This window comes from Streptomyces sp. NPDC006326, assembly GCF_040612915.1.
In the GTDB taxonomy this organism is placed as follows: domain Bacteria; phylum Actinomycetota; class Actinomycetes; order Streptomycetales; family Streptomycetaceae; genus Streptomyces.
Map to the genome: position 1 here is coordinate 62277 of NZ_JBEXRC010000040.1, position 11847 is coordinate 74123.

Genomic DNA, 11847 nt, shown 5'->3' on the forward strand with positions numbered 1-11847 from the left:
CCCGCCCACGCGGTGGGTCACGACCCGAGGATCGTGGTGAGGAACTCCCCGGTCCAGGCCAGCAGTTCCCGCCCGACGAGCGGCTTGCCGCCCACCTTCGCGGTCTTCGGCCGCGGGATCAGCACCTGCGAGGTGGCCGGCTTGAGGACCGCCCCCGGGTAGAGCCGCTTCAGCCGCAGCTCCTGCGATTCGCGCAACTCCACCGGCCCGAAGCGGATGTTCGGCCCCTGCAGGGTGATGTCGCCGACCCCGCAGGCGCGGGCCAGCATCCGCAGCCCCGCCACCAGCAGCAGGTTCTCCACCGGCTCGGGCAGCTTGCCGTAGCGGTCGGTAAGCTCCTCGCGCACGGCCAGGATGTCGGCCTCGGAGTTCGCCGACGCGATGGAGCGGTACGCCTGCAGCCGCAGCCGCTCGCCCGGCGCGTAGTCGTGCGGGACGTGCGCGTCGACCGGCAGCTCGATCTTGACCTCCAGCGGCGGCTCCTCCTGCTCGCCGCCTTCGACGGCGGCCCGGTAGTCGGCCACCGCCTCGCCGACCATGCGGATGTAGAGGTCGAAGCCGACGCCCGCGATGTGGCCGGACTGCTCGCCGCCGAGCAGGTTGCCCGCGCCGCGGATCTCCAGGTCCTTCATCGCTACGTACATGCCGGCGCCCATCTCGGTGTGCTGGGCGATCGTCGCGAGCCGCTCGTGCGCGGTATCGGTCAGCGGCTTCTCCGGCGGGTACAGGAAGTACGCGTACCCGCGCTCGCGGCCGCGGCCCACGCGGCCGCGCAGCTGGTGCAGCTGGGAGAGGCCGAAGTTGTCGCCGCGCTCCACGATGAGGGTGTTGGCGTTGGAAATGTCGATGCCCGACTCGACGATCGTCGTCGAGACCAGCACGTCGAACTTCTTCTCCCAGAAGTCCACCACGACCTGCTCCAGGGCCTGTTCGGACATCTGGCCGTGCGCGGTCGCGATCCGCGCCTCGGGCACGATCTCGCGGAGCTTGGCGGCGGCCCGGTCGATGGACTCGACCCGGTTGTGGATGTAGAAGCACTGGCCCTCGCGCAGCAGTTCGCGCCGGATCGCGGCGCCGATCTGCTTCTCCTCGTACGGGCCGACGAAGGTCAGCACCGGGTGGCGCTCCTCCGGCGGGGTGGTGATCGTCGACATCTCGCGGATGCCGGTCACCGCCATCTCCAGGGTGCGCGGGATCGGGGTCGCGGACATGGTGAGCACGTCCACGTTGGCGCGCAGCTTCTTCAGCTGCTCCTTGTGCTCGACGCCGAAGCGCTGCTCCTCGTCGACGATGACCAGGCCCAGGTCCTTGAACTTCGTCTCCTGGGAGAAGAGGCGGTGGGTGCCGATCACCACGTCCACCGAGCCCTCGCGCAGCCCCTCCAGGGTGGCCTTCGACTCGGTGTCCGACTGGAAGCGGGACAGCGCCTTCACGTTCACCGGGAACTGGCTGTAGCGCTCGGAGAAGGTCCCGAAGTGCTGCTGCACCAGCAGGGTGGTGGGCACCAGGACGGCGACCTGCTTGCCGTCCTGGACCGCCTTGAACGCCGCACGCACCGCGATCTCGGTCTTGCCGTAGCCGACGTCGCCGCAGATCAGCCGGTCCATGGGGACCGACTTCTCCATGTCCTCCTTGACCTCGGCGATGGTGGTGAGCTGGTCGGGGGTCTCCGCGTACGGGAAGGCGTCCTCCAGCTCGCGCTGCCAGGGGGTGTCCGGGCCGAAGGTGTGGCCGGGAGCCGCCATCCGCGCGCTGTACAGCTTGATCAGGTCGGCGGCGATCTCCTTGACGGCCTTCTTCGCCCGCGCCTTGGTCTTGGTCCAGTCGGCGCCGCCGAGCCGGTGCAGGGTCGGCGCCTCGCCGCCCACGTACTTGGTGACCTGCTCCAGCTGGTCGGTGGGGATGTACAGCCGGTCGCCGGGCTGGCCGCGCTTGGCGGGGGCGTACTCGACGAGGAGGTACTCGCGGGTGGCGCCCTGCACCGTGCGCTGCACCATCTCGATGTAGCGGCCCACGCCGTGCTGCTCGTGGACGATGTAGTCGCCGACCTCCAGGGTGAGGGGGTCGATGGACTTGCGGCGCCGGGTCGGCATCCGGCCCAGGTCCTTGGTGGCGGTGCGCTGCCCGGTCAGGTCGGTCTCGGTGAGGACGGCCAGGCGCAGGGCCGGGTCCACGAAGCCGGTGTCGAGGGAGCCGCACGCCACGTGGACCAGGCTCGGCTCCAGCGCCGGCAGGTCGGCCTCCAGCCGGGCCGCGATGCCCTCCCCGCCGAGCACCTCGACGGTACGGGCGGCCGGGCCGTGGCCCTCGGTGAGGTAGACGGTGTGCCAGCCGTCGGCGATCCACCCCTTGGTGTCGGCGAGCGCGCGGGCCGTGTCGCCGCGGTACGCCTCGGGGGCGTGCATCCCCAGCTTCAGCGTGTCCCCGCCGAGCTGCTCGTCGGCGGCGAAGGGCGAGACCGACCACCACATCATGCCGAGCTCGCGGGCCCGCTCGCGGACGTCCGCGATCCCGCGCAGCGAGGCCGCACCCACGTCGATGGGGGCCTGGCCGCCGCCCGCGGTGGCGGCCCAGGAGGCCATCAGGAACTCCTGCGAGGTCGCGACCAGGTCGGCGGCCCGGGTCCGCACCCGCTCCGGGTCGCACACCACGGCCATCGACCCGGCGGGCAGCACGTCGATGAGCAGTTCCATGTCGTCGACCAGTACCGGGGCGAGGGACTCCATGCCCTCCACCGCGATCCCCTCGGCGATCTTGTTCAGCAGCTCGCCGAGCTCGGGATGTGCCTCGGCGAGGGCCGCCGCACGCTCCCGTACCCCGTCGGTCAGCAGCAGCTCCCGGCACGGCGGGGCCCACAGCCCGTGCTCGGCGATCTCCAGGGACCGCTGGTCGGCCACCTTGAAGTACCGGATCTCCTCGACCTCGTCGCCCCAGAACTCGATGCGCAGCGGGTGCTCCTCGGTGGGCGGGAACACGTCGAGGATGCCACCGCGCACGGCGAACTCCCCGCGCTTCTCCACCAGCTCCACCCTGGCGTACGCGGCCGCGGCCAGCGCCTCGGTGACCTCGCCCAGATCGGCGCTCTCACCGTGGCGCAGGCTCACCGGCACCAGATCGCCGAGCCCCTTGACCTGCGGCTGGAGCACCGAGCGGATCGGCGCGACCACCACCGAGACGGGGCCGGCCGCCGGGTCGTCCTTGCTGGGGTGGGTGAGCCGGCGCAGGACGGCGAGCCGGCGGCCCACGGTGTCGCTGCGCGGCGAGAGCCGCTCGTGGGGCAGCGTCTCCCAGGACGGGAACTCCGCCACCTGGTCCGGGGGCAGGAACGACCTGAGGGCGGCGGCGAGGTCCTCGGCCTCCCGGCCCGTCGCGGTGACCGCGAGGACGGTCCGCTCGGTCCGTGCGGCCAGCGCGGCGATGGCGAGGGGGCGCGCGGCCGACGGGCCGACGAGGTCCACGTGCATGCGGTTGCCGTCCCCGGCCGCGGTGACCGCCTCGGCGAGGGCCGGGTCCCGGGTGACGGCGTCGAGCAGTCCGTGCAGGCTCATGAAGGAGGCTTTCCATCCGGTGAAGGGGCAACGCGAAGGACCCGACACGCACGCGGGCCGGGGGTTCCCACCCTACGACGCACGGGTGCGGGCCGCCCCCGGGATACGGACGACACCGGCCCCGGTCCGCCCGCACGGGCTGGACCGGGGCCGGTGTGCTCCCCCGTGACGACCGCGGGCTACTCGCTCGCGATCGCGTTCAGTACGTTCATCCGCCCGGCCCGGAAGGCCGGGACCAGCGCGGCGAACAGTCCGACGAACGCCGACCCGATGAAGACGCCGATGATCGTCGACCACGGGATCTGCAGCACCTTCAGACCCTGCAGGGCCAGCAGCTGCTGCGCGGTCGCACCCCAGCCCATGCCCAGCCCGAGGCCGAGGAGCGCGCCGAACAGGGCGATGACCACCGACTCCAGGCGGATCATGCGGCGCAGCTGGCGGCGGGAGAGGCCGATGGCGCGCATCAGGCCGATCTCGCGGGTCCGCTCGACCACCGAAAGGGCGAGGGTGTTCACCACACCCAGGACGGCGACGATGATCGCCAGGCCGAGGAGGCCGTAGACCATGTTCAGCAGCTGGCCGACCTGGTCCTTGAGCTCCTTCTTGTAGTCGGTCTGGTTGAGCACCTTGTACTGGGGGTACTCCGCGAGCGCGGCCTTGACGGCCCCGTACGCGGCGTCGCCCTTCCCGTCGGCGGCCTTGGCCAGCAGCATGAACGGGCGCGGCATCCGGTCGGCCGGCAGGAACTGCTCGGCGGTCGCGGTGCTGATGTACATCACGCCCTTGTCGAGGTTGCCCTCGTCGGAGGTGATCGCGGCGACCTTCAGCCTGGTGGTGTCCCCGCCCTTGAAGGCGACGGTCATCTCGTCGCCGACCTTGACGTGGTGCTGGTCCGCGTAGAGCGAGCCGACCGACATGGCGCCCTTTCCGTACGCCGCCGCGTGCTCGCCGGCCACCATCTTGCGCCGGACGTCCTTGGCGTAGGTGGGGTCGGTGGTGCTCAGGTGGCCGTCCTCGGCGGAGCCGTCGGGGGCGGTGATCTTCGCCTCGACCTCGCGGTAGGCCGTGACGTGGTCGAGGTCCTTCGTCGCGCGCAGGGCCTGCTCGGCCTGCGGCATGACCGGCTGGCCGGTCTGGGACTGGACGATGTAGTCGGCGCCGACCGACCTGTCGAGCTCGTCGGTGGCCGAGGCCACCATCGAGGAGCCGACCACCGACAGGCAGGCGACCAGCGCCAGGCCGATCATCAGTGCGGCGGCGGTGGCCCCGGTACGGCGCGGATTGCGCAGCGCGTTGCGCTCGGCGAGCCGGCCGACCGACCCGAAGGGCCGCAGGACCACGCCGGAGAGCACCCGGACCACACCGGCGGCCAGCAGCGGGCCGACGACGATGAAACCGATGAGGCTGAACAGCACACCGAGCGCCAGCCACAGCGAACCGGTGCCGGCCTTGTCGGCGCCCGCGGCGAGGAACAGGCCCGCGACGCCGATGCCGGTGAGGACCAGGCCGAGGACGGCCCGGACCCGGCCGGCCTTCTTGTCGCCGGGGGTGCCGGCGTCGCGCAGGGCGGCCATCGGCGAGACCTTCCCGGCCCGGCGGGCCGGGATGAAGGCCGAGACAACGGTGACCAGGATCCCGAGGACCAGGCCGATGACCGGTGTGGTCCAGGCGACCGTCAGGTCGTCGGTGGACAGGTGCATGCCCATCTGGCCCATGAGCTTCATCAGGCCGACGGCCAGGCCCACACCGGCGGCGACGCCCAGCACCGAGCCGACGACGCCCAGCAGCACGGCCTCGACGACGACGGACTTCAGGATCTGGCCGCGGTCGGCGCCGATGGCACGCATCAGCCCGATCTCCCGGGTGCGCTGCGCCACCAGCATCGAGAAGGTGTTGAAGATCAGGAAGATGCCGACGAGGAAGGCGATCCCGGCGAAGCCGAGCATCACGTACTTCATGACGTTCAGGAAGGAGCCGACGTCCTTGCGGTTCGCGTCGGCGGCCTCCTTCGCCGTCTGCAGCTTGTAGGTGCCCGCGCCGACGGCCGTGGCGATGTTGCGCTTGAGCTGCTCGTCGCCGACCCCGTCCTTGGCGGTGACGTTGATGTGCGTGTACGCCGCACGGTCGCCGAGCAGCTTCTCCTGCGCGGTGGCGGTGTCGAAGTAGACGACGGCCGCACCCGGGTTGGTCACCGTGAAGGTGGCGATACCGCTGATCTTCGCGCGGACGTCGCCCGTGATGGCGATGGTGCGCAGCTCGTCACCCAGCTTCAGGTGGTGCTTCTTCGCGGTGTCGGCGTCGACCATCACCTCGGTCGGGCCGCGCGGGGCCTGACCCGAGGTGATCTTCATGGACTTGAGCTCGTTGTCGCTCCAGTTGCCCGCGATCGTCGGGGCACCGGTGGTCGAGCCCATGTTCTCGTTCTTGGAGTTGACGACCGTCACGGACATCGAGACGACGCCGCCCTCGGCCGCCTTGACGCCCTCGGCCTTCTTCACCTGCTCGACCGCCGCCGCCGGAAGGACCTCGGGCCGGCCGCGGCCCGGGCTGTCGTCGCCCGCCTCGGCCGCCTTCGGGCTGACGGTGACATCGGAGTTCGTGACGGCGAACAGCTTGTCGAAGGTGGTGTTCATCGTGTCCGTGAACACCAGGGTGCCGCAGACGAACGCGACGGAGAGCAGGACGGCGACCGCCGAGAGCGCCATGCGCCCCTTGTGGGCGAGGAAGTTGCGCCGCGAGGTCTTCAGGACGGTATTGGCACTCACGAGGTCCGCCCGCGCGCGTCGAAGTCCTTCATCCGGTCCAGCACCTGGTCGGCGGTCGGCCCGTACATCTGGTCCACGATCCGGCCGTCGGCGAGGAACACCACCCGGTCCGCGTACGAGGCGGCCACCGGGTCGTGCGTGACCATCACGATGGTCTGGCCGAGCTCGTCCACCGAGCGGCGCAGGAAGCCGAGGATCTCCGCACCCGCACGGGAGTCCAGGTTGCCGGTCGGCTCGTCCCCGAAGATGATCTGCGGGCGGGCCGCGAGGGCGCGGGCGACGGCCACACGCTGCTGCTGGCCGCCGGACAGCTCGGTCGGACGGTGCTTGAGGCGGCCCGCGAGACCGACGGTCTCCACGACCCGGTTCAGCCACTCCGCGTCGGGCTTGCGGCCCGCTATGTCCATGGGGAGCGTGATGTTCTCCAGGGCGTTCAGCGTCGGCAGCAGGTTGAAGGCCTGGAAGATGAACCCGATCCGGTCGCGGCGCAGCTGCGTCAGCTTCTTGTCCTTGAGCCCGGTGATCTCGGTGTCGTCCAGGTGGATCTGCCCGCTGGTCACGGTGTCGAGGCCGGCGAGGCAGTGCATCAGCGTGGACTTGCCGGAGCCCGAAGGGCCCATGATCGCGGTGAACTGCCCCCGCATGATGTCCACGTCCACCTCGTCGAGGGCGACCACGCGCGTCTCGCCGGAGCCATAGGCCTTGACGACCTTCCGCGCCCGGGCCGCGACGGCTGCATGCCCTCCAGTACCCCCGTGCCTGGTTTCGGTCATAGCCGTTGTCACGGTCTGTCCCCTCGTTCGATGTGCTGCTTCGATGCGTGCCCGCCCGGGAGGAGCGACCCCGCCCCGGCTCGTATGCACCAGTTAAGAACCTCGCAGCGCCGCTCTCCTCCTCCGCCGGGACGAATGACCCCTGGGCCCTTGTGAGGAGCACCCCTTAGGGGTTCTCCACCCTCCGGGGGACTCGTCCTGAGGGATGGGCAGGGGATACCGCCTCAAACGCCGCGGTGAGAAGGTGTCACCCGCAGGTCCGTGCACGGTGAAAGGATCTTGGTGGGTACGGAGGAGAGCACGGGCGGAGCCGCAGGCGAGCGCCCCGACGACGCCCCCGCGGGCATACCCGGGAGCACCGTCTCGGCCCCCACGGGAACGGCGGGCACACCTGGCGCGGCCCAGGAGGCGGCGGGCCCGGCCGGCGCCGCCGGCAGCAGACCCCGCACCGCCCTGGTCGCCGCCCTCATGCTCGCCATGGCCCTGCCCGCCCTCGACAGCTCCGCCGTCTCCACCGTCGTCCCCCAAGTCGTGGGCGACCTCGGCGGATTCTCCGTCTTCTCCTGGCTCTTCGCCGGCTACCTGCTCGCCGTCACCGTCACCCTCCCCGTCTACGGCAAGCTGTCCGACACCTTCGGCCGCAAACCCGTCCTGCTCTTCGGCGTCGCCCTCTTCGTCCTCGGCTCCCTCCTGTGCGCCCTCGCCTGGAACATGGCCGCCCTCATCGCCTTCCGCATCGTGCAGGGCCTGGGCGGCGGCGCCCTCCAGGGCACCGTGCAGACCCTGGCCGCCGACCTCTACCCGCTCAAGGACCGCCCCAGGATCCAGGCCCGGATGTCCTCCGTCTGGGCCACCTCCGCCGTCGCCGGCCCGGCACTCGGCGGCCTGCTCGCCGCCTACGGCGACTGGCGCTGGATCTTCCTGATCAACCTGCCGCTGGGCGGCCTGGCCCTGTGGATGATCAGCCGCCACCTCCTCGAACCCGTACGCTCCCCCGGCCGCCGGGGCCCCGTCGACTGGCCAGGAGCGCTCGGCGTCTTCGCCTGCGGCGCACTGCTGCTCTTCGCCCTGGTGCAGGGCGGCGTCGCCTGGCCCTGGCTGTCCCCGCCCTCCCTCGCCCTGCTGGCCGCGAGCGCCGTGCTGGCCGCCGTCACCCTGCACATCGAACGCCGGGCCGCCGAACCGATCCTGCCCGGCTGGGTCTGGCGCCGGCGCACCATCGCCGCCGTGAACCTGGCCCTCGGCGCACTCGGCGTGCTGATGGTCGCCCCCATGGTCTTCATGCCGACCTACGCCCAGTCCGTACTCGGCCTCAGCCCCTTCACCGCCGGGCTCGTCACCTTCACGATGACCCTCAGCTGGCCCCTGTCCGCCGCCCTCAGCCAGCACGTCTACCGGCGCATCGGCTTCCGCAACACCGCGGCCGCCGGAATGGCCCTGGCCACCGCGATCCTGTTCTCCTTCACCCTCCTGCCCCACCCCGCCCGGCCCTGGCAGCCCGCCCTGATCATGCTGGCGCTGGGCGCCGCCCTCGGCCTGTTCCAGCTGCCCCTGATCGTCGGGGTCCAGTCCACCGTCGGCTGGGCGGAGCGCGGCACGACGACCGCCTCCGTGCTCTTCTGCCGGCAGGTCGGCCAGAGCGTCGGGGCCGCCCTGCTCGGAGCCGTCGCCAACGCCACCCTCGCCGCCCGGCTGGCCCACGCCCCCATGCCGGGGCTCCCGGAGCGCCTGGACGACGTCTCCAAGGCCCTCGCCCAGCCGGGCCTGCTCCCGCAGGCCGCCGCCGACTACCTGCGCGAGGCCCTGGCCGCCGCCGTGGACCACATCTTCCTCGGCGCCACGGCCGCCGCCGTCGCAGCCCTCCTGACCCTCCTCCTGGTGGCCCCCCGCCGCTTCCCGGTCCTGCCCCAGGACTGAACGGCCCCTGTTTCGGCGGTTACTGGCCCACGAGGGCCGCCGAATGAGCAGCCTCGGCCTGTGGGCGGCCCGGCGCAGGCACGGGGTCGGCCCCGCCGACACCGCCCTCGGCTCCGCACGCGCCCAGGCAGCGACCTCGTACGGTCCTCGGGCCCGGCGGACTGCGGGTGCGCCGCGGGGCGGGGCTCGACCTGTGCCGGTCACCGCCGTCAGCCTCCTGGGCAGACGTACGTAGGTCCACACCGTCCGCTGCCACGCCGACGAACCCGGGGTCGCCGTCACCGCGATCAAGAACGCGCTGCCGGACCCCGGCTTGTCATGGCCCCCGCCAACCGAGTAGACCTGAGGCCGGATCAGCAACCGTACCGGGGGGACGACATGGCTTCCGCACTCTTCGCACTGCTGTTACTGGCCGCCCTGGCCGGCCCGATCGGCTGGCGGCTGCGCCGCCACCCGGGCCCCGTCACCGGCCGCGACGGCCGCCTTTCCACCTCCACCGCCCTGGCCCTGGCCTGGACGGTCATCCTCGTCTGGCTCCTCCTCGCGATCCTCGCGTACGGCCTCACCGCAGGCGGCGGCATCACGTACTTCCACGGCAGCGAAGGCCACGGCCCGCTGTCCACCCTGACCACCGTCTACCTGCCGCTCCTCGGCGGCCCCTACGTCGCCCTCATCGCGGCCAAAGCCGTGGTCGGCACCCGCCTGGAGAACGGCAGCCTGGCCAAACCCGCCGCCAAGCCCACCCCCCAGGGGCACCGGCCCCTGCGCGAACTCATCGCCAACGACAGCGGACGCACCGACCTGGTGGACCTCCAGTACGTGGCACTCAGCACGGTCACCATGCTCTACGTGGTGCTGTTCTTCCTCAGCGACGTCGGCGCCGGACTCCCCCGCCTCCCCGAGGAGATCTGGGCCCTGACGGGCGCACCGGCGGGCGCGTACCTGGTGAACAAGATGGCCACCCGCGCCAACCCCGTGATCACCCGGGTCACCGTCACGGACGGCGCCGTACGCGTCGAAGGCGGCGGCTTCGGCCCGGAAGCCCGCGTCGAGGTCGACGCAACGCCCCTGCCGACGCAGTTCGACCCGGCCGCCTGCACCCTGACCGCCGCCCTGCCGCCCGAAACCCCGGCGGCCTTCACCGTGACGGTCACCTCCCGCGGCCTGCGCAGCGACCCCTCCCCCTACCCGGCCGACCCGGCCCCGGCCCCCCTGGCCGCCGCACACGAAGGCACCTGATGCCCCGCCGAGGGCCCGTCCTTGCAACGCCTACCACGAGGGACTCTCCGACGCCTGTCCGGGCGCTCGCACGAGTGGCCGGATGACCAGGGGTGACGCGGTGGCACACGATGCTGTTCGCATGGACGGAACCACACGAGGGGACGGGACGGGATGCCGGAGGACGAGCACGAGGCGTGGATCATATGGGGTGAGGGGACCGCGTTCCGACGGCCTGCCGACCGCGGCATCTTGGTCAACGGCCCTGTCACGCCTGACATGGAGCGGTTGTTCGCCCGCATTGCCGCGTTGGATCCCGGCTGGACACCGCCACCGCCCCCCGACCCCGATGTCGAGGTGTGGTGGGGGGACCCGGTGGTGGTGAACGGACCGTGGGTGATCTACACCTTTGGCACCGAGCGGGAGATCCGAGCGCACGTGGACCGCCACGAGGACGTACGCGGAATGCTGCGCGCATCCAGCGCGGATCCCGCCGGACAGACCCCGGGACGACTCAGCGCTTGAGCGTGAAGGTGAAGTCCCCGGACACCTTGCCGCTCAGCCGGACCGCCGCAACGAGCTTCCCCGCCACGATCAGCCTCTCGACCTCGGCCCGTGAAAGCCCGCACCCGTCAGCGATCAACCGCACCGGCCGGACCGGTATCCGCGCCGCAAAGCGGACCGACACGTCGATCACCTCCCGGTCCAGGTGATCCGTTCCTCCGGTGTCGAGGCGCCAGGCACCACCCCAGTCGAGGGCGATGCGATTACGGCGCTGCACGACAGGATCCCGAAGCAGCTCGGCCGTCAGGCCGAGGTCGTTGTCATGCAGCCGGTCCAGCAGCTCGGGCCGTACGGAGCGCACGTTGACCCGCTCCAGGACCGTGAGCTTCGCGGTTTCCCCGCACGCGGTACAGAGCACCAGCAGCCAGACGTCGATGAGCTTGTGGTGTGCGTTGACGCGGAATTTGCCGCTCGCCCGGAAGCGCTCCGACGCGCAGACATGACAACGACGGGCAACGAGCGGCAGGCAGGTGGGCACGACGACCCAGTTCTTGAGCACAGAAGTACACCGGTTCCAGTGAGAAGTCCGCAGCAAGAAGCAGCGCGGCGCACACGTGCGACGCGCGACGAATCAGCACTCGGGATGTCTCACAGGGTGTACAACGGCACGTCCTTGCCCAGACGACTTCGGTCGCCAGCACGCTAACGGCACCCGCCGGCACGGTTCCACCGGTTTTCCCGCGCCTCACCACCGGGCATCGGCCCCGGTGCGCCGCAGCACGAACAACCCCGGACGGCGGTCGGACGCCAAGCCGGGCGAAGCGCGTAGCGATCCGAGGCGCTGGTGGCCCCGATCGCCCGGGACACCCATCTCATCATCGCCGTCCGCGACTTGACCCGGCCGGAGCTCGGGAAGCAGGATCCACCGGCCCCGAACGGGAAACCGGCGGCGGAAACCGGCCCGGGCATCACCGACGCGCCCGCCCCGGAACACGAACCCCCGGCCACTCCCCCGGGGCTTCCCGGCAGTCTGTTGTCTTTCCGGGGTGGGCCGGGCGGTCAAGGGGGGCCGAAGGCCATCGCGAAGCGACGCGACGAAGGAGCGCCCTTGACGGCCCGGCC

The 11847-nt window shown here is 71.5% G+C and carries 7 protein-coding genes; 3 read left to right on the forward strand and 4 right to left on the reverse strand.

From position 1 onward, the window contains the following. Positions 1-17: 17 nt before the first annotated feature. The 3 genes from mfd to ABZ128_RS26775 form a co-directional block, all read right to left on the reverse strand. Positions 18-3548 carry a transcription-repair coupling factor gene (gene mfd, locus ABZ128_RS26765; protein ID WP_356851361.1) on the reverse strand — a complete coding sequence of 1177 codons (3531 nt, stop codon included), beginning with the start codon at positions 3546-3548 and terminating at the stop codon, positions 18-20. Between the two features lie 179 nt (positions 3549-3727). Then, complete coding sequence (locus ABZ128_RS26770; protein ID WP_356851372.1) at positions 3728-6253, reverse strand: FtsX-like permease family protein; 2526 nt, start codon at positions 6251-6253, stop codon at positions 3728-3730. 56 nt (positions 6254-6309) lie between these two features. After that, positions 6310-7098, reverse strand: a complete 789-nt coding sequence (locus ABZ128_RS26775) for an ABC transporter ATP-binding protein (protein ID WP_356851362.1) — start codon at positions 7096-7098, stop codon at positions 6310-6312. A 267-nt stretch (positions 7099-7365) separates the two neighbouring features. Between ABZ128_RS26775 and ABZ128_RS26780 the strand changes: the two genes are divergently transcribed. The 3 genes from ABZ128_RS26780 to ABZ128_RS26790 all read left to right on the forward strand — a co-directional run bounded on the left by ABZ128_RS26780 (position 7366) and on the right by ABZ128_RS26790 (position 10746). Further along, positions 7366-9003 (forward strand): MFS transporter, encoded by a 1638-nt coding sequence (locus ABZ128_RS26780; RefSeq protein ID WP_356851363.1) that lies wholly within the window; start codon positions 7366-7368, stop codon positions 9001-9003. A gap of 378 nt (positions 9004-9381) precedes the next feature. Continuing rightward, entirely contained in the window at positions 9382-10242 is an 861-nt protein-coding gene (locus ABZ128_RS26785) for a hypothetical protein (RefSeq protein ID WP_356851364.1), read from the forward strand. 153 nt (positions 10243-10395) lie between these two features. Further along, on the forward strand, positions 10396-10746 hold the full coding sequence (locus ABZ128_RS26790; protein ID WP_356851365.1) for a hypothetical protein: 351 nt from the start codon (positions 10396-10398) through the stop codon (positions 10744-10746). Here the strand turns inward: ABZ128_RS26790 and ABZ128_RS26795 are convergent. Next, a complete protein-coding gene (locus ABZ128_RS26795; protein ID WP_356851366.1) occupies positions 10736-11284 on the reverse strand; it encodes a DUF1062 domain-containing protein in 549 nt (182 codons plus the stop codon). The genes ABZ128_RS26790 and ABZ128_RS26795 overlap by 11 nt on opposite strands. Positions 11285-11847: the final 563 nt, after the last annotated feature.

Excerpts from the sequence above, each read along its gene's own strand:
- mfd (WP_356851361.1), bottom strand. The coding sequence starts at position 3,548 with ATGAGCCTGCACGGACTGCTCGACGCCGTCACCCGGGACCCGGCCCTC.
- ABZ128_RS26770 (WP_356851372.1), bottom strand. The coding sequence starts at position 6,253 with ATGGCGCTCTCGGCGGTCGCCGTCCTGCTCTCCGTCGCGTTCGTCTGC.
- ABZ128_RS26785 (WP_356851364.1), top strand. The coding sequence starts at position 9,382 with ATGGCTTCCGCACTCTTCGCACTGCTGTTACTGGCCGCCCTGGCCGGC.
- ABZ128_RS26790 (WP_356851365.1), top strand. The coding sequence starts at position 10,396 with ATGCCGGAGGACGAGCACGAGGCGTGGATCATATGGGGTGAGGGGACC.